This window comes from Lachnoanaerobaculum sp. OBRC5-5 (assembly GCF_000296385.1).
GTDB lineage: Bacteria > Bacillota > Clostridia > Lachnospirales > Lachnospiraceae > Lachnoanaerobaculum.
In genome coordinates this window covers 127129-152897 of record NZ_JH815185.1, presented here as the reverse complement: position 1 = coordinate 152897, position 25769 = coordinate 127129, and the positions used below count along the sequence as shown (strand labels likewise).

General features: G+C 35.3%; 23 protein-coding genes and 1 tRNA gene. 4 read left to right on the top strand and 20 right to left on the bottom strand.

Features of this window, described 5'->3' with window-relative positions:
- Positions 1-10: 10 nt before the first annotated feature.
- Positions 11-82: transfer RNA gene (locus HMPREF1135_RS00730), tRNA-Arg, on the bottom strand.
- 269 nt (positions 83-351) lie between these two features.
- On the opposite strand from HMPREF1135_RS00730, the gene HMPREF1135_RS00725 reads away from it, so the two are divergent.
- On the top strand, positions 352-1047 hold the full coding sequence (locus HMPREF1135_RS00725; protein WP_007590927.1) for a DUF542 domain-containing protein: 696 nt from the start codon (positions 352-354) through the stop codon (positions 1045-1047).
- A 60-nt stretch (positions 1048-1107) separates the two neighbouring features.
- On the opposite strand, the gene HMPREF1135_RS00720 is transcribed toward HMPREF1135_RS00725, so the two are convergent.
- The gene (locus HMPREF1135_RS00720) at positions 1108-2523 is read right to left on the bottom strand and encodes an alanine/glycine:cation symporter family protein (RefSeq protein ID WP_007590925.1); all 1416 of its coding nucleotides are present in this window, start codon (positions 2521-2523) and stop codon (positions 1108-1110) included.
- 207 nt (positions 2524-2730) lie between these two features.
- Here HMPREF1135_RS00720 and HMPREF1135_RS00715 point away from each other — a divergent pair, with 207 nt between their 5' ends.
- Entirely contained in the window at positions 2731-3426 is a 696-nt protein-coding gene (locus HMPREF1135_RS00715) for a L,D-transpeptidase family protein (protein ID WP_007590923.1), read from the top strand.
- Between the two features lie 46 nt (positions 3427-3472).
- Here the strand turns inward: HMPREF1135_RS00715 and HMPREF1135_RS00710 are convergent, their stop codons facing one another.
- The 14 genes from HMPREF1135_RS00710 to HMPREF1135_RS00645 all read right to left on the bottom strand — a co-directional run bounded on the left by HMPREF1135_RS00710 (position 3473) and on the right by HMPREF1135_RS00645 (position 15949).
- Entirely contained in the window at positions 3473-3997 is a 525-nt protein-coding gene (locus HMPREF1135_RS00710) for a DUF2185 domain-containing protein (protein ID WP_007590915.1), read from the bottom strand.
- A gap of 17 nt (positions 3998-4014) precedes the next feature.
- A complete protein-coding gene (locus HMPREF1135_RS00705) occupies positions 4015-4674 on the bottom strand; it encodes a hypothetical protein (protein WP_007590913.1) in 660 nt (219 codons plus the stop codon).
- A 155-nt stretch (positions 4675-4829) separates the two neighbouring features.
- A complete protein-coding gene (locus HMPREF1135_RS00700; protein ID WP_007590906.1) occupies positions 4830-5978 on the bottom strand; it encodes a YcjF family protein in 1149 nt (382 codons plus the stop codon).
- Between the two features lie 171 nt (positions 5979-6149).
- Positions 6150-7034, bottom strand: coding sequence for an acetamidase/formamidase family protein (locus tag HMPREF1135_RS00695; protein ID WP_007590905.1), 885 nt, complete (start codon positions 7032-7034; stop codon positions 6150-6152).
- Between the two features lie 69 nt (positions 7035-7103).
- The gene (locus HMPREF1135_RS00690; protein WP_007590904.1) at positions 7104-7646 is read right to left on the bottom strand and encodes a hypothetical protein; all 543 of its coding nucleotides are present in this window, start codon (positions 7644-7646) and stop codon (positions 7104-7106) included.
- A gap of 17 nt (positions 7647-7663) precedes the next feature.
- Positions 7664-8230, bottom strand: a complete 567-nt coding sequence (locus HMPREF1135_RS00685; protein WP_007590899.1) for an SMI1/KNR4 family protein — start codon at positions 8228-8230, stop codon at positions 7664-7666.
- 263 nt (positions 8231-8493) lie between these two features.
- On the bottom strand, positions 8494-9921 hold the full coding sequence (locus HMPREF1135_RS00680) for a class I SAM-dependent RNA methyltransferase (protein ID WP_007590898.1): 1428 nt from the start codon (positions 9919-9921) through the stop codon (positions 8494-8496).
- A 57-nt stretch (positions 9922-9978) separates the two neighbouring features.
- Positions 9979-10242 carry a hypothetical protein gene (locus HMPREF1135_RS00675; protein ID WP_007590897.1) on the bottom strand — a complete coding sequence of 88 codons (264 nt, stop codon included), beginning with the start codon at positions 10240-10242 and terminating at the stop codon, positions 9979-9981.
- Positions 10243-10320: 78 nt separating this feature from the next.
- Positions 10321-12525, bottom strand: a complete 2205-nt coding sequence (locus tag HMPREF1135_RS00670; RefSeq protein ID WP_007590896.1) for an ATP-dependent helicase — start codon at positions 12523-12525, stop codon at positions 10321-10323.
- A gap of 59 nt (positions 12526-12584) precedes the next feature.
- Positions 12585-13481, bottom strand: a complete 897-nt coding sequence (locus HMPREF1135_RS00665) for a TIGR01212 family radical SAM protein (RefSeq protein ID WP_007590894.1) — start codon at positions 13479-13481, stop codon at positions 12585-12587.
- Between the two features lie 175 nt (positions 13482-13656).
- Positions 13657-14112: a DIP1984 family protein gene (locus HMPREF1135_RS00660; RefSeq protein WP_007590891.1), complete on the bottom strand. Its 456-nt coding sequence runs from the start codon at positions 14110-14112 to the stop codon at positions 13657-13659.
- A 17-nt stretch (positions 14113-14129) separates the two neighbouring features.
- Positions 14130-15002: a DMT family transporter gene (locus HMPREF1135_RS00655; RefSeq protein WP_007590890.1), complete on the bottom strand. Its 873-nt coding sequence runs from the start codon at positions 15000-15002 to the stop codon at positions 14130-14132.
- A 64-nt stretch (positions 15003-15066) separates the two neighbouring features.
- The gene (locus tag HMPREF1135_RS00650; protein WP_007590888.1) at positions 15067-15558 is read right to left on the bottom strand and encodes an NUDIX hydrolase; all 492 of its coding nucleotides are present in this window, start codon (positions 15556-15558) and stop codon (positions 15067-15069) included.
- On the bottom strand, positions 15545-15949 hold the full coding sequence (locus HMPREF1135_RS00645) for an SdpI family protein (protein WP_007590886.1): 405 nt from the start codon (positions 15947-15949) through the stop codon (positions 15545-15547). The genes HMPREF1135_RS00650 and HMPREF1135_RS00645 overlap by 14 nt, the downstream gene beginning before the upstream one ends.
- A gap of 183 nt (positions 15950-16132) precedes the next feature.
- On the opposite strand from HMPREF1135_RS00645, the gene HMPREF1135_RS00640 reads away from it, so the two are divergent.
- Both HMPREF1135_RS00640 and HMPREF1135_RS00635 read left to right on the top strand, forming a co-directional pair.
- Positions 16133-17269, top strand: a complete 1137-nt coding sequence (locus HMPREF1135_RS00640) for an exonuclease SbcCD subunit D (protein ID WP_007590884.1) — start codon at positions 16133-16135, stop codon at positions 17267-17269.
- Entirely contained in the window at positions 17269-20034 is a 2766-nt protein-coding gene (locus tag HMPREF1135_RS00635; RefSeq protein WP_007590882.1) for an AAA family ATPase, read from the top strand. Before HMPREF1135_RS00640 ends, HMPREF1135_RS00635 begins: the two co-directional genes overlap by 1 nt.
- Positions 20035-20098: 64 nt before the next feature.
- On the opposite strand, the gene HMPREF1135_RS00630 is transcribed toward HMPREF1135_RS00635, so the two are convergent.
- From HMPREF1135_RS00630 to HMPREF1135_RS00615, 4 genes are all read right to left on the bottom strand, one after another.
- Positions 20099-23170, bottom strand: coding sequence for a hypothetical protein (locus HMPREF1135_RS00630; RefSeq protein ID WP_007590880.1), 3072 nt, complete (start codon positions 23168-23170; stop codon positions 20099-20101).
- Between the two features lie 246 nt (positions 23171-23416).
- Complete coding sequence (locus tag HMPREF1135_RS00625; RefSeq protein ID WP_007590879.1) at positions 23417-24298, bottom strand: Rpn family recombination-promoting nuclease/putative transposase; 882 nt, start codon at positions 24296-24298, stop codon at positions 23417-23419.
- Between the two features lie 247 nt (positions 24299-24545).
- Positions 24546-25016 carry a GNAT family N-acetyltransferase gene (locus HMPREF1135_RS00620; RefSeq protein WP_007590878.1) on the bottom strand — a complete coding sequence of 157 codons (471 nt, stop codon included), beginning with the start codon at positions 25014-25016 and terminating at the stop codon, positions 24546-24548.
- Positions 25017-25034: 18 nt separating this feature from the next.
- The gene (locus tag HMPREF1135_RS00615) at positions 25035-25763 is read right to left on the bottom strand and encodes a hypothetical protein (RefSeq protein ID WP_007590877.1); all 729 of its coding nucleotides are present in this window, start codon (positions 25761-25763) and stop codon (positions 25035-25037) included.
- Positions 25764-25769: the final 6 nt, after the last annotated feature.

The window sequence follows — 25769 nt, the reverse complement described above, 5'->3', positions numbered from 1 at the left end:
CCGTAGTAAATGTTCTCTGCGGGAATCGAACCCACAATTACAGCTTAGGAGGCTATCGTTATATCCATTTAACTAAGAGAACCGATATATAATTATAACAAAAAAAGTATACAACAAATACATACTTCTTTCAAGCTGATTTTAAACCCTACCATTTCATCTGTTTTTGTATCTTTTAAATTCAAAACTATAATTATATTCTTATAATATTTTATTTTGTCTTATTTGTTACAGATTCCGATATTTTATAAGTGTATACTCTTTTATAGATATTGATGTAAGTTCATCTTTATCTATAAAACCGACAGTGAATTTGTTTATGATAATTCACTCACTTTAAGGAGGTATGCTATGATTACAGCTAAAATGTCACTTGCCGATATTGTTAAACAATATCCTCAAACAATTCCTTATCTTAACAACTTACACCTTGACTACTGCTGTGGTGGTCATATGCCACTTGATGAGTCTTTCACAGACGGGAGTATTGACATTACTTCACTTATAAATGAACTTAACAATATAGCTTCGCAGCCTGTTCCACAAAATAAAGAAAGAGTGGAATCCATAGAAGATTTTGAAAAACTAAGCGTTAATGAGATGCTTGATAATCTTGAGGCAACTCATCATGTTACAGAGCGTGAGATGATGGAACAAATCGAAAAGCTTTTAAACAAGATTTTGATAGTACATTATCAGCATCATGGTGCGGAACTTGCAAAGATTCACAACTTATTTGCAAGAATGAAAGCAGAACTTGAAGAGCATTTTGCAAAAGAAGAGAGGCTTATATTCCCGTTGATGCGTTCAAATCATCACCCTGACAAAGAGACTCTTGAATTGATAAGTGAACTTGAAGGTGAACATGTAGATGTAGGCGACATGATTAAGGAAATGCAACAGCTTACAAATAACTTTCAAGTACCGGCTGATACTTGTGTCACATATGCCAATACATTTAAACTTATGAAGGATTTCGTTGAGGATATTTTTGTTCATGTTTTCAAGGAAAACAGTATTACATTCCCTGAATATGCAGAACAATAATAATTAACAAAAGGTCTTAGATTTACAGTTATACATCTGTGAGTCTAAGACCTTTTTACTTTATATTTTATTATGAACGCCACGCTCAAAGAATGAATTTGTCTCTCTTACCACCACTCCGTTTAATGCTATCAAAGCTATCAGATTCGGTATTGCCATAAGTCCGTTACAAATATCCGCAATAGTCCATACCGCTTTAACCGTCATATAAGGACCTATAAAGATACATGCAATATAAACCCATCTGTAAACCGTTATAGCCTTCGGCTTATTTCCTATTATGTACTCAAGGCATTTTTCAGAATAATAGTCCCAGCCGAGAATTGTTGTAAAAGCAAAGAACACCAGACATACCATCAATATAAATGCAGCCACACTGTCCGGGAAAGGCAATCCCATCTGAAAGGCCTTTGTTGTAACAGCTACACCTTCAAGACCCATATCCCATGCACCTGTGATTACTATTGAAAGTCCTGTCATTGTACAGATAATAATAGTGTCTATAAAAGTTCCAAGCATTGAAATAAGCCCCTGTCTTACTTCTTCCTTAGACTGAGCCGCAGCCGCCGCTATAGGTGCACTTCCAAGTCCTGCCTCATTTGAAAATATTCCTCTGGCAATTCCCTTTTGCATGGCTACTATCATAGCACCAAACATACCACCGCCAAAAGCTCTTATTCCAAATGCACCTTGTACTATCTCAATAAGTGCAGCCGGTATCTTTCCCAGATTAAGTATAAGAATAATCATAACCACAGCTACATAAACAATTGCCATAAAGGGTACTATAATCTGCGCCACATTTGAAATTCTCTTTAATCCTCCTATTAGAACCGATGCCACAAAAACGGTCAGTATAATTCCTGATATAATAATAGTAAGAGAATAATCTCTTCCAAACAGATTTACATAATGAACGCTCTCTTTATCAAAGAAGTTTCCTATTGCACTTGTAATACCGTTTATCTGTGTAAAAGTTCCTATTCCAAAGAGCCCTACCATTATACCGAATATAGCAAATATTTTTGCCAGCCATCCAAACTGCTTGCCCATTCCGTTTTCAATATAATAAAAAGGTCCTCCGATAACATGTCCGTCTTTTTCAACGACTCTGTACTTTACAGCCAGAAGACATTCCGCATACTTTGTTGCGGTTCCTACTATAGCTGCTATCCACATCCAAAACAGTGCTCCGGGTCCTCCGGAAACTATGGCGGTAGCTACACCTACAATATTTCCTGTTCCGATTGTGGCCGATAGAGCTGTACAAAGTGCTGCAAAGCTTGATACCTCTCCGCTTCCGTCTTCCTCATCCGATGAGAACATATACTTGATTGCGAGAGGTAACCTCTTTATCTGAAGCCCCCTTAGTCTTACAGTCAAAAATAATCCCGTTGCCAAAATCAAAATAATCAGTGGTAATCCCCAAACAAAGTCATCCACCATGCTCAAAATTTTTGTTATCGTACTCAACATATGCCACCTCTCTTTGTGTATACTTTAGTATGTTATCACATTACACTGTTATATGTCACCTCTTTTTTATGTAAAAAGAAATAATGATTATATTTTTTTAATATTTTTTTCATTGACTAAAACATATTTATCAGTATAAAATCTTATTTATAGAAAATCTTTAATAATGAGATGTATTTACATCTCCAATGCAGAATGGAATAATATATGAAATTGATCAAGAAAATATGTGCAACTTTTATGGTGTTTACAACACTACTTGCAAGTACAACTATAAGCTCCCATGCCGCTCTTCCTGTAGAAAAGCTGGCGGTTTCAAAAACTGCAAGCCATATTGTGCTTATAGTCGGACATAAGAGCAATAAAAACAAGGTGACAGTCAATGACTATACAAAATCGGCTGACGGCACATGGAAAAAGAACTGGTATGTAAACGGTATTGCAGGTACAAACGGTATTTCTCTTCAAAAAGCTGAGGGTGACAGAAAAACACCTGAAGGAGTATTCAGTGCTATGTTTGCCTTCGGACTTAAGGATAATCCGGGAAGTATCTTGGAATATCGTAAAATCGGTGACGATGATTACTGGGTAGATGATTCAAACAGTGCATACTACAATAAATGGGTAAATACATCAAATGTAAAAAAAGACTGGAATTCAGCTGAAGATTTAAAAGCGGCTCATCCTTTCTATAACTATGCATTGGCACTTAACTATAATACAGAAGCCATACCCGGTAAGGGATCAGCAATCTTTATTCATTGTACAAAAACCGACAACGATACTTCATCAGCCGGTTGTGTAAGAATTCCTGAGGAGTACATGAAAAAACTTGTAAACAGCGTAGATGCCGATACAAAGATTGTTATAATTGAAAATGTAGATAAGCTTACAAGCTATTAATAAAAAACGTACCGATTCGGTACGTTTTTTATTTAAAACATTATTCTCAATAATCTGAGAATATACTCTTTAACATTTCCTCCACTTCATTATCAGACAGATCATAATTTTCCTGAACGACCTTTATATTCTCATAAATTTCTGCCAGCTCCTCCGGATCTCTGCTCTCATAGTCCTTTGAGTCTGCAATATTATGTTCATATAAGATCTCATCTATCTCCTGCCTTGCAATTATATTAAAATCATCCTTCACAAGCTGACCGTTTTCATCCCTGAGAAATCCGCTTCCTACAGGTGAGTTCAAAAAAGGAATAATATCCGTATCAATATTGGCAACGGCATTTAAAGTATATACTCCGGCATTTTCAGCATTTGACATATACTCTTCATCCTCATCTCCTGCAGTGAATCTCCATCCGCTGTCTTCTTTGCGGTCGGCATGCTCTCTGTACATATATCCGACTTTCCTGCCTTCTACCATTATTCTGTCGGAAGCTATACAACCCTCAGGACCGTCTGTCTGAAAAAGATCTTTTAAATCTTCAGGTTTTATACAACATTTTTTATTCATTATAAATTACTCCCCTATTAATTTTCTAAAATTTCTTCTATTATTTCGCTTATCTCAATTGTTTTAAAAGGCCATAGATCCGACTTGTTTGTAATATCATCATAAAAATTCTCAAGTGAGTCGGCAGGTGAGAGTACACCAAGACTGTAAGGTTTTAGTTTTATTCTTCCCATCTTTTTTAAATATGGCAGTAGTACACCCAGATCCTTATGATTAAACCAGCAGTCTGTTTCAAGTACAAACTCGGTATTCATTTTCTTATACGCAATACTGCTGTTTAAAAAATCATCTATGGTAGGCTTAAAATCCTGTAATGTTCTTGCACAGGCTATATGATATTCTATCTTTCTCGGTCTAACCTCCAAATCTGAGACAAAACAGATACCATATTTATCCTCAAACTTTATCGAGATAACATCTCCAAGTTCAAAATACGGTTCTCTACTTTTAACAGACTTAGGCTTTTTAATCGGTCTTGGATTCTCACTTTGAATTTGAAGAGCTAATTTATTTAAAGCTTTCTGTCTTGCTTTTACCGCCCTTTCATCTATCTCGTTCCATAGTTTGCTTGCACCTTTTGATATAATTTCCATAGCTTTATTTTTTATATCTTCATCCAAATGTCCTATCTTCCAAAGCGCATAGGCAAGAGATGTCCAGTATATCTCTGTATACAATTCATCTATGCAAAAATTTGCTTCCTCATCAAGCCATTCTCTTTTAATAAGCTCAACATCTATTCCATCCTTATATCACTCCACGATATCATTATAAATATCATAAGCATCATCACTGTCTATAATTTTAACTCCGTCTATCGCCATAAGACTCCTTATTTTGATAATAATTTTGTAAACAGCTTCTTTAAATTAGTTATATTGCCGTTTCTAAAGTCCTCATCTGTGACTATCATATTTATCTTCTCAATTATTTGCTTATTCAGCTTGGATTCAATTACTTTGTTAAGCCAGTCAACATCATCAATTGACTTAATTCCAAGGTAAATTTGCTCATATATGTAGACACATACTTCTCCTATTCCAAGGACTATAGCACCTGCAACAGCTGCATTTATTACAGAAGCCGCCAAATTAATTGCAGGAATTGCCTTTAGTGCATTTATAGCCGCCTTTGCCGCTACACCTACAGTTCCCGCTTCCACCAGAGAAGCTATGAATCTTTTAGAATTCTTGTCGTTCTTAATACCATATATCTTTGCTATAGCATTTATTTCACCGCTTTCCAAAGGTGTCAACAAGACCGCATCGGAAAGCGGAATAGGAATTGCCGCAATTGCCACGGCACTCAAAGTAAAAGTAGCAATTGCAGTTTGTGCAAACGACCTTTTTCTGTTTAGTTTAAATGCCTCGATGTCTTTTTTGGCAGCCTGCGTACCCTCAGGTATCAGTTCATATGTCATATCTATAAGCTCAGTTATACCCTCCTGTGCCACAAATTGCTCTTCATCTATTTCATATATCAAAGCAACTACAGGAATAATCCCCTTCAAGTTTTTTGAACTTTTCAGCTTTCCAAAAACCTCTTCTACCATATGTATATTTTTCTCACGCTCCGGCTTTGAATATGATTTTGTAATTACAACGATAATCGGAACCGAAGGATACATTGATGTTGCTTTAGAAAGACTTTTTATTGCCTCCGGAAATAATTTACTCGATGTACCTTCAACGCAAAACCATATAACATTTATTTCGGAATTCTCTCTTCCCTCTTTAACAGCCGTTTTAGACCATTTCTTTACTGCATTGACAGTCCCCATTCTTTTAAAAAACGAAGGCTCAAATCCTACAGTGTCTATAATGCGAAAATCCAATACATCACTTTCATATACTTTCAGTTCCTTTGTTGTTCCCTTATCACCAAAATCCGTTTCAGCTATTTCTTCACCTAAAACGGCATTGATTAAAGTAGATTTGCCAACACCGGAATCACCTATAACAAGTATATTACCTTTATCCATACTTTTCTCCCTTTATTATTTATTATTCTATTCAGCAACCACTTATTCTCTGATTCCATTATAAAAGCAATTGGTATATAGTCAATGTATTGATATTTAAACTGTAAAAAACCGGAGATGTATTCATTCTCCGGCTAATATTACTATATCAATATTTAATTATACTTTTATCTAAAACAATTCACCCAATATAGTTTTAGGTATGCACATCATAACCGTACGCTCGGGATCTACCACCTGACAAAACCTTAAATCACCAACAGCACTGATTAACATACCGGCATCATTAAATGAAAGTCCAAGCTTCTTTTGCATTACCTCATTTGTGATTCTTACTGCATGAAATACCGCTTTTTCAATCTCTTCGTGAGAATAGATCACACCACAGATATCATCGTTTTCAAGCATCGGTGTCTCAATACTAACACCCTTTATTACAGAGAGTCTCACTGTAACATCAGCTGAAATTTCTACACCGCTGACCATTATTTCTCCGTCTCCCATGGCTGCATGTACATCTCCTAAAGAAAATATTGCTCCGTCATGAAATACCGGGAAATAAAGAGTTGCTCCTTTTGCAATTCTCTTATTGTCCATATTTCCGCCATGATTTCCGGGCGTTCCGCAATTTATAGCTCCGTTCTTTGGTGCTACACCTATTACTCCAATCATAGGATTTACATCAAATACAATATTTTCATTAAAGTAAACCTTATTGTCTTCCACTTTCAAACGCTTTACAGACTCTTCTTTTACTAAAGAGCCAAGTACTCCGTTATCAGGGAGTGCGCACATCACACCTTGGTTTTCAAGTTTAATGTCAAGTATTTCAACCTTCAGCACATCACCTGCAAGAGCATTTTTTACATAAACAGGTCCTGTAGCCGGATTGATACAATCCCAGTTCAGGCTACCGATAGATGAACCCTCTTCACTTAACTGATTATCAAAGCAATCATGTGTACGAAAGATTAGCGTTTCACCGTCCTCAACTTCCGCTACACATTTATTTTTTCCATCAAATGCAAAAACCATTTTGTTCTCTATTATTTTCATATCTTCACAATCCCATATTCTTTTTTACTACAGGATTTTCTCCTTTCTGCTAAATATTCAGTATAATATCTAATTTCTAAGAATACCTTTAAGCTCTCTTATAATACTGTCTACAATGACTAAAGCATTGTCATAGTTTCTTTTTATGATTTCCCATTCCCTTTCAAGCTCTTCATTATTAAAGAAGCTTCTTTCTTCCCTTGAATGTACAGGCTCTAAGCAGGCCTGCGTCTTGTATCTTTCCACAAGAGCTTCCGGATATTCACCATATTTATTCTTATACTTTTTTCGTAATAGTATAAAATCTTTATTATCATATAATATTTCAATAAAAAAATTCCCATACTCATAATCCGGAAGAAGCTTAGAAAAAATCATTCGTATAATATCAGAAGACAAATCATCCGCATGTGTAAAAAATGAGACCTCAGAAAAGTCTCTATTATGAATATAATTATTCCGTATATACAGACAATATGAAAAATGGTACTCTATAGCAACCGGATTCTCCATAAGGTATTCTTTATCTTCTGCAGACATATCCTTTAGACAATCCTCTGCCACCTCATTTATAAACTCTATTTTATTTTTACAACTAACTTTTTTCCTCATATAAAGCTCTTATATATTTAATACAATCCAACAAAATCCTTCCAAAAGTCAAGACCTTTCTCTGTAACTATACTGCTCATCAAATCAATAAAATCTTTTTCGATATTCTTCCAAAGGCTATATTGACCTGTTCCCATAGCTTTGACCAGCTCTTCAAAGTCTGAAGCTATTTGTATTTTATTATCATAGCTCATATCACTTGTAAATGCATATATCTTTCCTGTTTTACATTCAAGCAGAACAGTATATGGATCTCCATTTGCAATAATAATAAGACCTTCTTTTTGTAAGATATGATAATCACCGTATTCGAGATTTCTATTTATTAACCAATCAAGTCCCGTCTCATCATTATTGCCAAATTGATAACTTAAAAAACCGACATTACCCCAGTTATATTTTAAAATATAATCCGAGAATACCTGAGCTAAAGATTCTATTTTCAGCAGTTGTTTTACTTTATTAATACTTGAATATGGAATCATCTCTTCTCTGAGAATCATTCCGTCAGTTATCTCTTCATCAAGTCCCTTGGTTTCATCAAGAATCGAAGATATTATCTCATCAATTGTTAATAGTTTCATATATGCACCATTTATATCCTGTTTAGACTATAAACTCAATATATTTTCTCCTCAAATAATTCAAATATTTATACAGCTCTTTTTCCACTAAATTTACACTATTTTTTCACTATTTTACATTAGTGGTTTGTAATGCTCTCGCTTCCCTACGGTCCAGCATAACAACCGCCTCCGCAGTTCGCCATTTCCGTTCTGTCTGCGTGCTTCGCACTTGACAATCACAGACGGCTATTGCATGGGTGGTTTGTAATGCTCTCGCTTCCCTACGGTCGCGACAGCATAACAACCGCCTCACAATTAACTGTGTTTGGGAACATGTCTACTCCGACACATTTTTCCATTCTGTAGCCTGCGGCTTCCATTATTTTAAGATCTCTTACAAAAGATGTGGGTTTGCAGGATATGTACACTATTTTCTTTGCACCGAATTCCAGTATCTTTGGCAATGCTTTTGGATGTATTCCGTCTCTTGGAGGATCAAGTATTATAATATCAGGATTAAAACCCAATGTATCCACCACCTTTAATACATCCCCTGCTATAAATTCACAGTTATCAAGACCGTTTTTCTTCGCATTTTCTATAGCGGCTTCTACAGCCTCCTCTACTATTTCCACACCATAAACCTTTTCCGACTCGGATGCAAGAATCTGTGCAATAGTTCCTGTACCTGAATAAAGGTCAAATACCGACTTGCCCTTGGTATCTCCAAGATATTTTCCGGCAACATTGTATAAAACCTCTGCTCCCTTGGAATTGGTCTGGAAAAATGAAAACGGTGTTATCTTAAAATCCAGACCGTTTAATCTCTCTGTAATATAGTCCTTGCCGTGTAATAGAGTTGTACCTTGATTGAGTACCGCATCGGCATATGAATCATTCTTTGTATGCAAGATTCCTCCGATTCTTCCGTTTAAAATCCCCTTATCAATCTCTGCCTTTATATAATCTGCCCATTCTTTTATAAGTTTTGCTTCTTCAACACCAAGTACTGAAGGATTCGGCAATGTATTAGGATCCTCTACAAAACCGAAACTGCTTGTAGTTACCAAAGAAACTAAAATCTCTCCCGTGTACTCACTTCTTCTGATAAGTAAATGTCTTAAAAAACCTGTATGACTGTTTTTATGAAAATATGATACTTTTCTCTCCTTAAAGAAGTTTAAAGTAAGCTCAAGTATCTTGGTAAAATCACTGTCCACTATCTTACATTCAAACACATTCACTATATCATAGTGGCTGCCCCTCTTATGCATACCAAGTGCCAAATCTCCGTCTTTTTGTTCATCACCGAATGAAAACTCCATCTTATTTCTGTATGCCAGATACTTTGGTGAAGGTATAACTCCCTCCCACTCAAAATCCTTATCTGTTGCACCTTCCATAAGCGCTTTTAACTGGTCATTTTTTAATTTAAGCTGATTATCATAGCTTAGAGTTTGATAAGTACAGCCTCCACATACCTCATAATGTATGCATGGACTTTCATTATCCTCTAATTTTGATTTCTCAATTATATTTAAAGTTCTTCCCTCGAGCTTTCCTTTTCTCTTTTTTGTAATTGCAAACTCTACGGTTTGACCTAGAATTCCTTTCTTTATAAGTACCTTTTCACCTTCATAATTTACATATGAACTGTCCGGAAACTGACTTTCTGTAATCGTACCCTTAAAAATATCGCCTTTTTTCATTATCACCTCATAAAAGATAAGGCGACCTCAAGGGCCGCCATCATATCATGTTATTTCTTATTCTTCTGTTTCATCATCAAAGTCATAGTCAAAATCATCATCAAAGTCTTCTTCGAAGTCTTCAAGATAATCAGGTGTGAAGAATTTATATACTGCAAAAGCAATACCTGCTACAGCAGCAATTGCACCGATAATAGCTAAAACCCATATAATGGTATTTTTCTTCTTCTCATCTTCTTCTCTCTTTGCCAAAAGACTGTTAAGTCTTGATGCATTAACTAATTCTTCCATTCTAGAACTTAAATTATTAAATTTATCCATAACCATACCTCTCTTTTAAAGATATATTTTGTGTAAAAAGTCAGGCAAAATGCTTAACTACTCAATTAATTGATTCTATCATATTTTAACCAGCTTGGCAAACCCTGCATACATCTTTTTAATTCCAAATTTCTCAAAATTTACTTTGACTTCAAAATCTCTGTCTCCGTCAACTATTTCAAGAACTTTGCCTGTTCCAAACTTTATATGCTTTACAGTATCACCTACAGCATAGTCAAGACTCTGCGCTTTTTCAACTTTAAACTGCTTTCCGAAACTAAGAGTCTTCTCAAAATTATTATTGGTTTTGGCTTTACTCTCCCAAGGCAATGCTTCGCCAAAACTGGCGCTTCTTTCTGTATACCTTTTTTCGGTATCAAGAACATGTTTATTTAAAAGTTCCCTCGGGATTTCACTTACAAATCTTGACATCAAAGAATACCTTGTTTCTCCGTTAACCATTCTCTGCTTAGCCGAAGTAAGTATAAGATTTTTCTTTGCTCTTGTTATACCTACATAAGCGAGTCTTCTCTCTTCTTCCAGATCCTCTCTTGAATTTGAACTCATAGCACTTGGAAAGAGCCCTTCTTCCATACCTGCAAGATAAACTGTATCAAACTCCAAACCCTTAGCACCATGTAGAGTCATAAGTGTTATCCTGTCGGCATTTTCATCCATCCTGTCAATATCTGCAACCAAAGATACATCTTCAAGGAATAGTGAAAGTTCTCCGTCCTCATATTCTCCCGACTTGTTTATAAGTTCCTCGATATTTTCTTTTCTGCTCTCTCCTTCTATCTCACCCTCCTCATAGAGGCTTTCAATATATCCGGTCTCCTCAAGCAGCTCTTCAATCAAATTTGCAATATTTGCCTTTTGTGCTACCTTCTCTCTAAACTCCTCAATCATTGCAATAAAACTTTTGATTTTATCACTTGCCTTACCTACTCCGGCCATTTCGCTTATACTCATGGCATCATATAAACTTATATTATTTTCATTGGCATACTCACTTACCTTTGCAATAGAGGTAGCCCCTATTCCTCTTTTCGGCACATTGATAATCCTAAGCAAAGCAATATCGTCATTACCGTTGGCAATAGTCTTTAAATATGCAAGTACATCCTTTATTTCTTTTCTTTGGTAGAAGTTTACACCGCCTACAAGTTGATATGGAATACCAAGAGTTACACAACGCTCCTCCAAAAGTCTCGACTGAGCATTTGTTCTGTAAAGCACAGCAAAGTCTCTGAAATTATCCCTTGCTCTGTCTCTAATATCCTTTATTATATTGTCAGCTTCTTCATTCGCAGTTTGGAATTGGCGAAGTTCTATATTTTCTCCACTTTCTCCCTCTGTCCAAAGGCTTTTATCTTTTCTTCCTCTGTTATTTTTTATAACCGCATTGGCCGCATCAAGTATATTTCCTGTGGAACGATAGTTTTGTTCAAGCTTTATTACCTTTACATTTTCAAATCTTTCCTCAAAACTCAGAATATTCTCTATATTTGCCCCTCTAAACTTATATATACTCTGGTCATCATCGCCAACTACACATATATTTCCATATTTTTGTGCAAGCAAGTAAATAAGCCTAAACTGTGCCGTATTGGTATCTTGATACTCATCCACCATTATATATCTGAATCTGTCCTGATAATAATCAAGTACTTCAGGACATTTTTCGAAAAGCTCCACACTTCTGCATATCAAATCATCAAAATCCAGAGCATTATTCTTTTTTAGAGTACTTTGATAGATTTCATAGAGTCTTGCTACACCCTTTTCATATGAATCCACAGCCGACTTCATATATTCAGAAGGTGACATCAGCTCATTCTTACAACTTGAAATAATGTTAAGTACTGCTCTTTCCTTGTATACTTTTGTGTTTATATCATTCTCTTTGAAAATCTTTTTCATAAGAGTTTTTTGATCATCACTGTCATATATTGTAAAGCTGTTGTCAAAGCCTATTTTATCTATAAATCTTCGAAGGAATCTTACACAGCTTGAGTGAAATGTCATTACCCAAACAAAATTTCCCTCTTCACCTATAAGCTTACCTATTCTTTCCTTCATTTCCTTGGCGGCTTTATTTGTAAAGGTGATCGCCATAATATTATAGGGATCTACATGTTTTTCCTCTATCAAATATGCAATCCTATGCATGAGCACACCGGTTTTTCCGGAACCTGCTCCCGCCAAAAGCAAAAGTGGACCTTCTGTAGTAAACACCGCCTGTTTTTGTTTATCATTTAATTTATCGTATATAGTAGACATAATACCTCTAAAAGTTTTCTTTATTTCATTTTAGACCAAAACATATGTTCTTGCAAGCCTTATACAAATTCTTCTCTGATCCTTTTATTTATATAATTGAGTACCCTTTTCTTATCCGCACTCCACATAGGTTCAATAAGAAGTTTTTTATCTCCGTCTCCGGTCATTCTATGTATAATTGTACTCTCCGGAAGTATTTTTAAACAATTTATAAGTACCTCGGTATATTCTTCAAGGCTCATTATTTTAAACGGGTGATTTTCATATTCCCTTGCAAGTCTTGTTCCTTTTAATATATGCAGCCCATGTATTTTTATACCGTCTATCTTTTTTTCGGAAAGATACTTGGCTGTGTTATACATATCCTCTTTACTTTCACCCGGCAAACCAAGAATCATGTGTACAATTACTTCAAAATTTCTTTTCTTCAGCTCATCATATGTCTTTTCAAATACATCCAGTGTATATCCTCTGTTAAATGCCCTTGCTGTATTTTCATTTATTGTCTGTAGTCCAAGCTCTATCCAAACCGGCTTAATCTTATTTAATTTTTCAAGAGAATTCAACATATCCTCACTGAAGCAATCCGGTCTTGTTGCAATTGATAGTGCCACTATTTCATCTTTTTGTATGGCCTGTTCAAACAAACCGATTAGCCTCTTTGTATCACCGTAAGTATTTGAAAATGATTGAAAATAAGCGATATACTTTCTATCACTTTCCTTTATAGAGTTTGGAATTTTAGCAGATACCAAGGTTTTTGCTTTTTCAATTTGTTTTTTTATATCATCGGCACTTACCGCAAATTCCCCCGAACCTTTTTCAGAGCAAAAACTACAGCCACCCACCCCAACCTTTCCGTCACGGTTGGGACAGGTGACTCCTGTAGTCAGTGCCAATCTGTACACTTTTGTTCCAAATTTTTCTTTACAATAATCCGATATTGTTTTTATCATAATCCCGCTTCCCTCCCTCACACAAACAGTCAGTAATTGGTAATAACAGTTATCTATAACAATACACTTGTACACTATCGGGGCATAACTGTAAACAAATGCTTGCCCAAGGCTCCGATATGTATGCAAACGCACATTTTTTTACTCGCCCTGAATATGCTACCATCTAAAAATATTATTCTATAAGTTCTGTAGTCCAGTTTGTTTCCTGGATCTTATTATCTATAAGTCTGATTTCTTTTGCTGTCTCATCAGTCTCTTTTTGCCAAGCTTTAACATCTATTACAGAAAGAATCTTTATCTCAGTACTTCTTGCTCTGTCTGTATTACTACTTCCTACATAAACTATATCTCTGTATGCACTTGCCTTTAACACTAAAGCGTCCTTTCTGGCAAGCAATTCAGTAATAGACTTTCCGTCAACCGTTGTTTCACAATTTGTCTTATTAATAGCTGCTATCAAATACTCAAGTCTGTCTATGCAGGCATCAAGTTCCTTTTTTAAATCCTTAGGATTCTCTGTAGGCTTTTCACCTTCCTGTACCAATACATTTCTGTTTATTCTGGCCTTCAAATCCTCAATCTTTATATTAAGATCCGCTCTTTCCTGTAATGCTACTGCTAATTTCATATAACTCCCTTCACATCCTATTCTTTCTTCTCTTTAATTTGAATTACAATTGACATCAGTATAAAACATATACCTACAAAAATCCTCAGACTCATATGTTCTCCAAGGAATATTACTCCAAGTAAAATACTGCTCACCGGCTCTATAGTGCTAAGAAGTGCCGCTGTCTGAGCTCCGCACATAGGTGCACCGATCTGAAATGTAGCAAGTGCCAATGTGGATATAACTGCCGCCATAAATACACTCATCCCTATAGCTGTTGCATCCATTTGAAATCTGAACTTACCTGATACAAGCATTACGATTGCAATCTCTATTGCAAGTAAAAATGAAAGCCATGCAGACATTTTAATTACAGGTATCTTACCGGCTTTTCCATGTGTCAATACTAATATGTATATGGCATATCCCACACCTGAAGCAAGTGCCATAACCATTCCCAAGATATTTATATTTCCGTCATGTTGATAAAATACTCCGATACCTATTGCACAGAATAATAAACATAACAGCTTTATCTTACTTATTTTCTTTCTGAAAATCAATAACTCAAGTAAAATAACAGCTGCAGGATAAGAAAAATGCAATGTGGACGCTAAACCTGATGATATATAACTGTATGATAAAAATAACAGTATACACATAATAACTTCCGGAACAGACAAAATAAATATTGATATAAACTCATCCTTAGTTAACCATATACTCTGTCCCATTAACATATAAATAGCCGCAAATACCGTTCCGCTTATCAAAAACCTAAGCACAAGCAAACTGTATGCATCGCCACCGTGAGCATATATGATTTTTGCAAAAAAAGGTTGCAGTCCGAAGAAAAATCCGGACAGTAATAAGTATACTTCACCTTTTATACGAATTTTCTTTTCCATAATTCCCCCTCAAATCCAATATTAATTTAATTATACAATATTGCTTTCAAAAATTCATCTATAATCATATATCCATTGATTTTCCGTCCAGATAAGCTTCCGTCAGCATCTCATCTTCATTATACACAAGTTTAAGTGAGAAAAAGTCTTTTCGCTCTTCCAAGAGTTTCAGAAAAATTTTATCACCTTCCCATAAATTCAGATTCAATACTTCTTTTTTATCTATCCATTTTAGTACACCTTCATTACATTCAATAGGCTCTCCCACTACATTTATGCCCACAAAAAGGTGCATATACTCTATAACTTCTTCACCTGTTTTGCCGTAAACAAAGGTGACAATACCTCTAAAATCAAAGTCACAAAGCTCATATCCTGTCTCTTCCCTTACCTCTCTGATAAGACAATCTTCAGGACTCTCCAGTTCTTCAAAATGTCCGCCTACACCGATCCACTTATCTTTATTTATATCATTTTTCTTGCTTACTCTATGTAGCATCAGGTATTTATCATCTCTCTCAATATAACATAGAGTGCAGAGCTTAATTTTTCTCATCTTTGTCCTTTCTGTTTCCATTTTTATCAAATCTTTTTCTGAGTGATATTTCTGTCGGAATAACCGGTATAAGCATTACAGCCATCTGAACATAGCTTATTATCAGGCCTGCAAATCCTACAGTGTCTTTGTCCTTTCCGATATAAAAGAATAATACAATTATACTTATTAACCCCAATACAATGCCAAATCTAAACCAGAGTTTCCCAAAAAATCTATTTGCATATTCCCAGGTTTCTTCATTTTTCATAGACATTGGCGTTCTATATCCCGAATATGCAAACTTACTTTTTGGCTTTTTGGGAGGTCTTTTATCATAAATATATCCAAAAATTATCATAGTCAACGGAATAAGCAAGTTCATAATAAACATAAAAATCCAAAAATTCATAAATCCATCCACCATCAAATATTATAGTTCTAATTCATAAAATCAGCCAAAAAAAGTCCAACATCTATCCTTATTATGCTATAATATTAACATATATATTTTTATACTTAAAGTCCCATTCTAATATAAATTCAGGACAAAAAAGTTATAAATCGTGATTTCACAAAAATGAAAGGAACAAAAATGAAGCTGATGCATCTATCCGATTTGCACCTTGGAAAGCGTGTAAATGATTTTTCCATGTTGGAGGACCAAGCCTATATACTTAATAAAATCATAAATATTATTGATGATGAAAAGCCTACCGGAATAATACTTGCAGGTGATATATATGATAAGCCCATCCCTCCTGCAGAAGCTGTGGAACTCTTTGATGACTTTTTATATAAATTGTCACAAAGAAATATACAGGTATTTATTATAAGCGGAAACCATGATTCTGCCGAACGTATTGCTTTCGGTGCAAGACTATTTGACAAAACCGGTATTTATCTGTCACCCGTATATAACGGTACTATCTCACCTATAGAAGTGCATGATGATTTTGGGAAATTAAATATCTACATGTTGCCATTTATTAAACCTGTACATGTAAGTAGATATTTTCCGGATAAAGAAATATCATCCTACACCGATGCAGTTTCCACAGTGATTGAAAATATGCATATAGATACAAGTAGCAGAAATATCCTTGTAACACATCAGTTTGTAACCGGTTCTTCCCGCACCGAGTCTGAAGATGTATCAGTCGGTGGCAGTGATAATGTTGACTCTGTGGTTTTCAAAGACTTTGACTATGTTGCACTTGGTCATATTCACCGCTCTCAAAGCTGTTGTAGTGAATATATAAGATATTGCGGTACTCCGCTAAAATACTCTTTTTCGGAATCAAAGGATACTAAAAGTATAACTGTTATTGACATAAAGGAAAAAGGTAATATAAAACTTGACTTTATTCCTCTCACACCGCTTCGTGATATGGTGGAGCTGAAGGGAACATATGAAGAACTTATGCTAAGGAGCTTTTATGAAAATACCACATACCCTGATGATTATGTTCATATAACATTGACAGATGAAGATGATATACTTGATGTTATCACGAGGCTTCGTGTAGTATATAAAAATATTATGAAGCTTGATTATGACAATCAAAGGACCAGAAGCAGCTCTGAGATTAATCTTATAAATGATATGGAGTCAAAATCACCTCTGGAATTATTTGACATTTTCTACGAGTCAAGAAACGGTCAACATTTAAGCGATATACAAAAAGATTTTATGGAAAATATTATTGAAGATATTTGGAGGAATAAATAATGAGACCGATAAAGCTAACCGTTTCAGCATTTGGACCTTACGCCGGAAAGACTGAGTTTGATTTTGATAAGCTTGGTACGGGTGGACTCTATCTTATAACCGGAGATACCGGAGCCGGAAAAACAACTATATTTGATGCTATTACCTACGCACTCTATGGAGATCCCAGCGGAAATAACAGAGAAGTTTCCATGTTCCGCTCAAAATATGCCGATATTAACACACCGACATTTGTCCGGCTTGTTTTCAACTATAAAGGAAAAGAATACACTATAGAAAGAAATCCGGAATACGAAAGAGCTGCGCAACGAGGAAATGGACTTACCAAGCAAACAGCAGGTGTAGAACTTATTCTACCTGACGGAAAACCTCTTACAAAGACAAAAGAAGTAGACAATGCTATAAATAATATTATAGGCATTAACAGAGAACAGTTTTGCCAAATAGCAATGATTGCACAGGGTGATTTTTTAAAGTTGTTGATTTCACCTACCAAAGAGAGAATTGAAATATTCAGGCATATCTTTAAAACAAAGCTTTATTCAGATTTGCAGGATAGATTAAAGTCCGAATTATCTGTACTTAATAACGATTGTTCAAAAATCAAGCAAAGCATATCACAGTACATAGCCGGAATAAACTGTTCCGACTCTTCGCTTTTGTCCCTTGATGTCACAAAGGCAAAAAAGGGTGATTTACCCACAGATGAATGTATCTTACTCATTGAAAAATTGATAGCTGAAGATACCTTAACTGAAGAAAAGGCTGACAATTCTATAACTGAAATAGAAAAGCAACTGGATATATTAAAAATAAATATTGAACGTGGTGAAGAGTTTGTAAAAGCCAAGCAAGCATTTGAACAAAATAAAGCCGAGATTTTGAAATTGACTGAAGAGAAATCTTCTCTTACTAATGCATTGGAAGAAGAAAATAAAAAAACATCTGTTCAGGAAGAACTTACCAAAGCATCTGCCACCATACAGGCACAATTGCCTGACTATGATGAGTTGGACCAAAAGGAATCCAAATTAAAAGGCAATGCTTTAAATATTGAAAAAAATAAAGCAGCACTCACAAAAACTCTTAAAGATATTGAGGATTTACAGGATGAAATAGAACGCTTAACTGAGGAAGCAAAAGCTCTGCAAAAATCCGGTGAACAAAAGATTTTATTTGAAAATCAAAAGACAATTCATTTGGAAAGTCTTTCAAAGCTTGAAGCTCTGTTAAAGAGTATGGAAGAACTGAAAAAAGTTTCTGCAAATTATAAAGAAGCGAAGAAAATATTTGAAGAAAAAAAGCTCATGGCAAGTGAGCTTGACGCATCATTTAGAGTAAAGTACAATCTTTACCTTGATTCTCAGGCAGGCCTTTTGGCAGAAAACCTTGTCGATGATATGCCTTGTCCTGTATGTGGCTCACTCTCACATCCTAAAAAGGCAATTAAACCTACACAAGTGCCAAAAAAAGATGAACTTGATATTCTTCAATCTAAAGTTTCAAAGGCAAATGATGATGCAAATACAGTCAGTCAGAAAGCAGGAAACTTAAAAGGTGTGCTTGATGAAAAGAAAGATACTACAGTAAACTCAATTAAAGAGTTACTTGGAGCTATTGAAATGAATAATGCCACCGATATTACAAAGGATAAAATAAGTGAGCTTAAGACTAATATAAAGGAACTTGAAGAAAATATTGAAATAGCAACGAAAAACAGCTCCAGAAAAGATGCTATTGAAAATAAACTTCCTCAGTTACGCACAAAGAAGGATGAGTTACAAAACAGTATTGTTGATATAAACAATACTATAAGTACTTTGGAATCCGAGAATAAATCACTTAATTCAAGAATCATTGATTTAAAAGAAAAGCTGGTATTCGATTCAAAACTTGAAGCATCCAAGGAAATTCAAAAAAATGAAGCTCAGATTTTAAAAATCAAAAAAGATATAGATCTGGCCACAAAGAGTTTAAAAGAATGTAGTGAAAATCTTGCCTCCGCAGTTGCAAGGAATGATGTACTCTTAAAGCAAATGGAGGGCAAGCAGGAAGTTGACCTTGAAGCCGAAAAAATCAAGTTGAATGAGCTTGAATCAAACAGAATTCAGCTTAGAAAAAACAAGGAATCTATTCATAGTCGAATTGTAAATAATAAGTCAAACTGTAACAATATAAAGCTAAAATCTTCTGAGCTTATAGATATTGAAAAAAAATATACATGGGTAAAGGCTCTGTCAGATACTGCAAACGGTAATATCACCGGAAAGGATAAAATAATGCTTGAAACATATATTCAAATGCATTATTTTGACAGAATAATTTCCAGAGCCAACACCAGGCTTATGATAATGACCGGCGGACAATATGACCTTATTCGAAGAGAAGAAGCCCTTAGTAAAGTTGGTCAAAGCGGCCTTGACCTTGATGTAATAGACCACTACAACGGTACTACCAGAAGTGTAAAATCACTCTCGGGCGGTGAATCATTTAAAGCGTCTTTGGCTTTAGCACTTGGACTCTCTGATGAGATACAATCCTCAGCTGGCGGTATTCAACTTGATACCATGTTCATTGACGAGGGCTTCGGCTCACTTGATGAAGACTCCCTCGCTCAAGCAATGAATGCCCTTGCCTCACTTGCAAGCAGCAATAAGCTTATCGGCATCATCTCCCATGTGGGTGAACTAAAGCAAAAAATCGACAAACAAATTATTGTTAAAAAGGACAAAACCGGCGGAAGCAGGGCTGAAATAATAGCATAAACAAAGGCTGTAGTAGTCATTTTCGATTACTGCAGCCCTTTTAATAATTATAAAGTTTTATATACTATTTTTTAATCCACTCTCCCAAAGATCCGTCTGAAATCTCACTAAGATAATAATTTATTCCGTTTTCATTAATCCATCCGGTCTCCATAATTCCGTCTTTATCAAACTTAAACCATGCATTTCTATTTGTATAAGGATTAAATATGTATGCCCACTGAGATGTTACATTCTTTCCGTTTTCCACATATTTCCAAACATTGTGACCGTTTACGGTTTCTTTTTTCCATCCTGTAAAAGTATTATGAAATACTTTCTTAGATCCCCTAGAAGAGCTTCCGGCTGATGAACTCGACATGCGGTTTTTTGCCTTGCTGTTTGGGTTCTTCGGTATAACGACTCTACCATCATCTGATGCCGGCTTATTCTTATTATCGGATACTTCAGTTTGAGGCGATACTTCAGGATAAGGCTTTTCAACTGAATTATTATCCTGCCTGCCATCGTTTGGTAATTCATTTTTTGGCTTTTCGTCATTTGAATTACCGGTTTTATTCGAAGTATCAGGAATAATCTCCTCTTCCCCAAAAGCTCTACCTCCTGCACCTGAAGAAAGTTTTTCTTTAGCTTCCGGTTTTAAAAGCAAAAGCCCGTTCATATCGATTTTTCCGTCTTCGTTTCGCTTCGGATCATTTTCAGTATCAAGGTTAATGAAATCATTTTCATCCACGGTAATTACTTTTGAAGCGGTATTTTTTGAATTATTCTCATCTTTATTCCAATAAAAAGTTGTTCCGTCCATTACATCAGAACCGGCTTGACTTTGCAAAGAAAGCTGCTCTCCTATATTTGTTCCCTTTCTAAATGACAATATACCTTTAGCACTGAACTCTGTTTTTAATGTTTTATCACTTGTATACAAAGCAACATTATAACTTCCGTTATTATATGATGTTGAATTTGAAATCTTTATATTCGGACCTGAATTTGAATCAATTCCCTTTGCTTTATTTTCATATGAAATTGAATTATCAAGTTTATGTGCACCATATACATTTGAGCCACCCATTTTAAATCCGTTACCGTTTCCGGCATCCAACATTATATTAGGCTTTTCAAACGATACATTTCCGTACTCATCCACTGTTCCCGGTGCAAATTCAAAGTTCTTTTTGTTACCGCCGTTCTTTATCAGTATATATCCGTTTCTATAAGCCACACTGTTTTTTATGATTACATCTCCTATAGACCCGGTTGCCACTTTGGCAAACAAATCCCAGCCGTCATCAGCATTATATGCCGCAATACAGCCGTCAAAAACATTACCTACTCCCGATGTTATTTTAGCTGCAAATCCGTCAGCATCTTCCATAGCCGAATCGGCATTATTCATTGATGTACAGTTTAAAATACAGTTGTAACTTGGCCATTTATCTTTAGAATCTTCGCTGCTCCCTGAAATCTGCAGTCCGGTTGTTCCGTTATTAAATAAATTTAATCTTTCCGCTATATTATGGCTTCCCGAGATTCCAAGTCCTTTATATCCGTCTGCAGTATTCGTAATATTAAACTGCTTAAGTTCCCAATAATCTCCGCCAAGGCTAAATCCCTTGCCGCTTCTATTAAAGTCTAATGTTGCAAAACCACCGTCTCCCTGTATTCTTATAGGATTATCTTCTCTTCCGTTTCTTCCCTTTTGTACAATAAGAGCTTTATTTGACATATCATAAACTTCAGGCTTCAATAATATTGTCTGCCCCGGCTTCGCATACTTTATTGCAGACTCCAAACTTATCGCATTATCATACCCTGAGCCGTCATTTCCATCCAAGCCTGTATTTGATACATAAATATAAGAGTCTTTTCCTATAGTCCTTAATGATACACTTTTATTTAATGTAACAGTTTCATAAGATTTAAGCTTCACAAAAGGTTCAGGTTCATAACCTGCTTCCGGAGTAAACTCAACACTGAAGTTTTTACCTGATGATAAATTATAATCTTTCTTAAGTTCCTCATTACAAGCTACTTCTAAGCTGTCTTTAAGTACATTATCTTGATAAATTTTAGCCGATCCGTTTGCATTGGCTTTAAACACTAATGTATAATTTTCTTCTGCCGCAGTATCAGGACTTGTAATCTTAGCCTGTAGATCTATATATCTGCTTTCTTGAGGTCTCCAATCATTTGCATCAAACTCACTCTTTTCAAATTTTATATTTGAATATGTGACATTCATACCTCTTGCAACAGCAAATCCTACATATGCAAAACTATCCTGTACATTCATAGGGTCATTTAACTCTTCATATCCGCTTATACTGTTCGCACGAATATCCTTTGCCTGTATAGGAATTTCATACTTATAAAGCTCAGAGCCGTCCATAGCAAGCTGATATACAACATAGCTTGAAGAATTTTTCTCCAACCTTACTCTGTAAGTATCTCCACTGCTTACCTTGCCTCCGTCCTTGTCAAATCCTAATCTGTAAACTTTAAATGTATCCGGATTAGGCTTTATCTTATTATCAATACCTGTGTACGCCCTTACTCCAAGCATATCCTTTACTTGAGTTGTAGAATTGAGTTCTCCCTTAGGTAATTGTGTTGCGCCTATAGATACCAAATTTGATTCAGAACTTGCCGGATCTCCTTTTTCACCTATAGAGTCCCTTACCATCAGTGCAAATCCCTCCTGTCCGTCAGGTTTCGGATTCATATAATCAATCCTTACATCCGCCTCAAGAATAAAATTTTCTTTACTCGGATCTATTTTTGTATAATAGAAACTTATTCCGTCAGCAGGATCGGAAGACACGAACTTTCCACCTTTTTTATTTATACTTCCGTCTTTTTTATATGTTGCCGATTTTAAAATTATTTCTCCATCTATATCTGCATCATCATTTACAGTATTTGTAATTGTAGACGTAGAAGGTCCAAAATACGTAAATTCCCATTCTTTTGCATTTGAATCCGTTGCATTGGAAATAACGGTATCACTTCTTTCTTCGGTTTCTGATGTTATCTCTACCCCGTTTGTCAAAGTACTTGCAAACACTTCCAAGTTATTACTTAACAGTAATATGCTTAAAATATATGCCATAAAGCATCTTAAAATATTTCTTTTCATATCCATCCCTCAAAAATCATTATTTTTTAACAATATACCACCATTCTGTTCTGTATTTTTTGTCACGTTCCTCCTTTATTTTTATACAATAAACTAATTTACTTATATAACAAAAAAGTTGTAAATACTATGTAAAAGTAGTCAAATAGTGCCTGTACCACTGATTTTTTGCCTATATAATTTAAAATAAAAAAGGTACTGCAAAATCAGATTTTGCAGTACCCCGTTTCAAGTTCCATTATAAACTCAGCTTTTAAAAGCATCCATCAAATTATACTTTTTAAGTAATTCATTTCTGTATGCCTTATTAGTATTAGCTTTAAGAATTTTTTCCAAATCCCCTTCCCTTACCAATATTTCATTCAGCTTGCTTATTATATCCGCCCCTTTTTCAATTCCTTTTTCAATGCCTTTTGCCTCTACTCTATCAAGTACTTCGCACATAGTCACTCTCTCCTTTCCGTTCAAATCATTTATAGTTTCCTCAAATCTTCCGTCTCCGGTCATTGCAGCCATCAACATTAACAATTCTTCTACATGATCAATTACAGTTTTATCAGGTACATAGTCCCTATTTACTCTCATTTGGTACAGGTAGTCAGCCAATATTTTAAAATCACTTTTAAATAAATCTATCTTTTCTCTATCCAAATATGCTATCTCGAAAAGATTTATCTTGAAATCATTAACATAAGGTTTTATATTTTCTTCTATGTCAAGTATTTCAAAAAGCGTTTTGGGATATTCCCACTTTCTGTCAAATCCAAGATATAATACTAAAGTAATTACAGGATATTTTATTTCATTCCTGTTTTCCCTCCTGCTTTGTTTTACATACTCTGCACCGTCATATCCAAAGACTCTAAATGGCATTAGCTTATCAGGTCCGGTTTGATTTTCCAATCCCAAAAATGCCATATTTATTTTACTTTTATTCCAATATTTTGCAACATCTCTGTCCTGAGTTCTGACTCTTCCGTCCACTTTCAGCATACTCATTGGTAAAGCATCAGTAAGGTTACCCTCATCAACTATCATATTACCGTCAAATAAAAGTACATTTAAAACATCTGCAAAAACATCATTATAATTTTCCAACATTTTTTGAGTTACATCTTTTTCTCTCATGTCTCCTCCCTATTATACCAAAAAATAAAATTACTATCTATTCCATCGGGGATTAATATTGTTTGATTTTAGAATTTTAAGAAAATTTAGAAATATAAGTCATGTAAGATATATAATATATTATCTTATATATTAACAAAATTCAATATTATATCATTAAATACTATGAATTAAAATATAAAAAAATAGACTACTACACAAAGTGTACCAGTCTATTCAACTTATCATACTGTATCAATTGTATTTTTTACGCTTCCGCCATCCTCCTTAATGTATCCCCTGTTATCCTGTATGTGGTCCAGTACGACATCGGCTCGGCACAAAGAGACAGGTAGAAATCAATGCTCGGCTTGTTCCAGTCAAGGCACCACCACTCAAGTCTGCCACAGCCTCTCTCTACAGCGATGGAGGCCAGTTTCTTTAATAAAGCCTTGCCATATCCTCTTCCTCTAAACTCCGGCAGTACAAAAAGATCCTCAAGATATATTCCGGCTCTGCCTAAGAATGTAGAGAAGTTGTGAAAGAAAAGTGCAAACCCGACTTCCTTTTCATTCTCCATTACAAAAACAACTTCCGCTTTCTGCTTATCAAAGATCCACTCTTCTAAAATCTTCTCATCAGCAACCACTTCATCAAGCATTTTCTCATATGATGCCAGCTCCTTTATAAAATAAAGTATTAAAGCGCAATCATCTCTTTTTGCAAATCTGAAATTCATATTTCCCCCTAATAAATTTTAATTATTCGAAACAGCCTCTAAATCTAAATCAATATCATATATATTATCGATCATTGCTCCGCTTTCTGTAGCAGTTATATACACAACCGAAAGGCTTGTCATAGGTTCTACCGAAACAATGGTTATCTTTGTAAGCACTGCATATGAATTATCCTTATGACCTATATATGCAATCGGCTTATACTCCGCTCCTGTCAAGCCTTCAAGTGCCTTATCAAAAGCAGCCTTGACCTCTTCATTTTCATCCATATAAGGATTTGCATCATTGTATTCCCAGTCTTCCTGTCCTTCCAAGAGTCTGAGATTACCTGTAATTTCAGCATTTCCTTCCAAGTCCTCATATACCTTTAAAATTACATACTCCGGCTTGGCATCCGGTACTACCATTTCCGCTCTGCAAAGGTATAAATAATTTGTTCCGGCAACAATCTGCGAACCAAGTACCGCCACTACATCATATCTGTAGCCATCCAAATCCTCTGTAGCCTTTTCAAAAGCTAACATAGCATTTGCATTATCCGTTCTGTCAAAATTATTATTTATTCCCCATCCACCTGTTATAGGTGCAGATTCATTTGTTTCATTTATTTCTTCTGCTTCTTTAGTAACGGTACTCTCCTGTGCTATAGTTGTTTCCTGAGTCTCTGTATTATCTGCCTTTACGCTGCAACCCATAATTGAAGCCGCACAAAGCATTCCCAGTGTAACAGTAAATAATCTTCTCATTTTCTT

Coding starts and splice junctions, on each gene's coding strand:
- HMPREF1135_RS00725 (WP_007590927.1), top strand. CDS start 352: ATGATTACAGCTAAAATGTCACTTGCCGATATTGTTAAACAATATCCT.
- HMPREF1135_RS00720 (WP_007590925.1), bottom strand. CDS start 2,523: ATGTTGAGTACGATAACAAAAATTTTGAGCATGGTGGATGACTTTGTT.
- HMPREF1135_RS00715 (WP_007590923.1), top strand. CDS start 2,731: ATGAAATTGATCAAGAAAATATGTGCAACTTTTATGGTGTTTACAACA.
- HMPREF1135_RS00710 (WP_007590915.1), bottom strand. CDS start 3,997: ATGAATAAAAAATGTTGTATAAAACCTGAAGATTTAAAAGATCTTTTT.
- HMPREF1135_RS00700 (WP_007590906.1), bottom strand. CDS start 5,978: ATGGATAAAGGTAATATACTTGTTATAGGTGATTCCGGTGTTGGCAAA.
- HMPREF1135_RS00695 (WP_007590905.1), bottom strand. CDS start 7,034: ATGAAAATAATAGAGAACAAAATGGTTTTTGCATTTGATGGAAAAAAT.
- HMPREF1135_RS00690 (WP_007590904.1), bottom strand. CDS start 7,646: ATGAGGAAAAAAGTTAGTTGTAAAAATAAAATAGAGTTTATAAATGAG.
- HMPREF1135_RS00685 (WP_007590899.1), bottom strand. CDS start 8,230: ATGAAACTATTAACAATTGATGAGATAATATCTTCGATTCTTGATGAA.
- HMPREF1135_RS00680 (WP_007590898.1), bottom strand. CDS start 9,921: ATGAAAAAAGGCGATATTTTTAAGGGTACGATTACAGAAAGTCAGTTT.
- HMPREF1135_RS00675 (WP_007590897.1), bottom strand. CDS start 10,242: ATGGATAAATTTAATAATTTAAGTTCTAGAATGGAAGAATTAGTTAAT.
- HMPREF1135_RS00670 (WP_007590896.1), bottom strand. CDS start 12,525: ATGTCTACTATATACGATAAATTAAATGATAAACAAAAACAGGCGGTG.
- HMPREF1135_RS00665 (WP_007590894.1), bottom strand. CDS start 13,481: ATGATAAAAACAATATCGGATTATTGTAAAGAAAAATTTGGAACAAAA.
- HMPREF1135_RS00660 (WP_007590891.1), bottom strand. CDS start 14,112: ATGAAATTAGCAGTAGCATTACAGGAAAGAGCGGATCTTAATATAAAG.
- HMPREF1135_RS00655 (WP_007590890.1), bottom strand. CDS start 15,002: ATGGAAAAGAAAATTCGTATAAAAGGTGAAGTATACTTATTACTGTCC.
- HMPREF1135_RS00650 (WP_007590888.1), bottom strand. CDS start 15,558: ATGAGAAAAATTAAGCTCTGCACTCTATGTTATATTGAGAGAGATGAT.
- HMPREF1135_RS00645 (WP_007590886.1), bottom strand. CDS start 15,949: ATGAATTTTTGGATTTTTATGTTTATTATGAACTTGCTTATTCCGTTG.
- HMPREF1135_RS00640 (WP_007590884.1), top strand. CDS start 16,133: ATGAAGCTGATGCATCTATCCGATTTGCACCTTGGAAAGCGTGTAAAT.
- HMPREF1135_RS00635 (WP_007590882.1), top strand. CDS start 17,269: ATGAGACCGATAAAGCTAACCGTTTCAGCATTTGGACCTTACGCCGGA.
- HMPREF1135_RS00630 (WP_007590880.1), bottom strand. CDS start 23,170: ATGAAAAGAAATATTTTAAGATGCTTTATGGCATATATTTTAAGCATA.
- HMPREF1135_RS00625 (WP_007590879.1), bottom strand. CDS start 24,298: ATGAGAGAAAAAGATGTAACTCAAAAAATGTTGGAAAATTATAATGAT.
- HMPREF1135_RS00620 (WP_007590878.1), bottom strand. CDS start 25,016: ATGAATTTCAGATTTGCAAAAAGAGATGATTGCGCTTTAATACTTTAT.
- HMPREF1135_RS00615 (WP_007590877.1), bottom strand. CDS start 25,763: ATGAGAAGATTATTTACTGTTACACTGGGAATGCTTTGTGCGGCTTCA.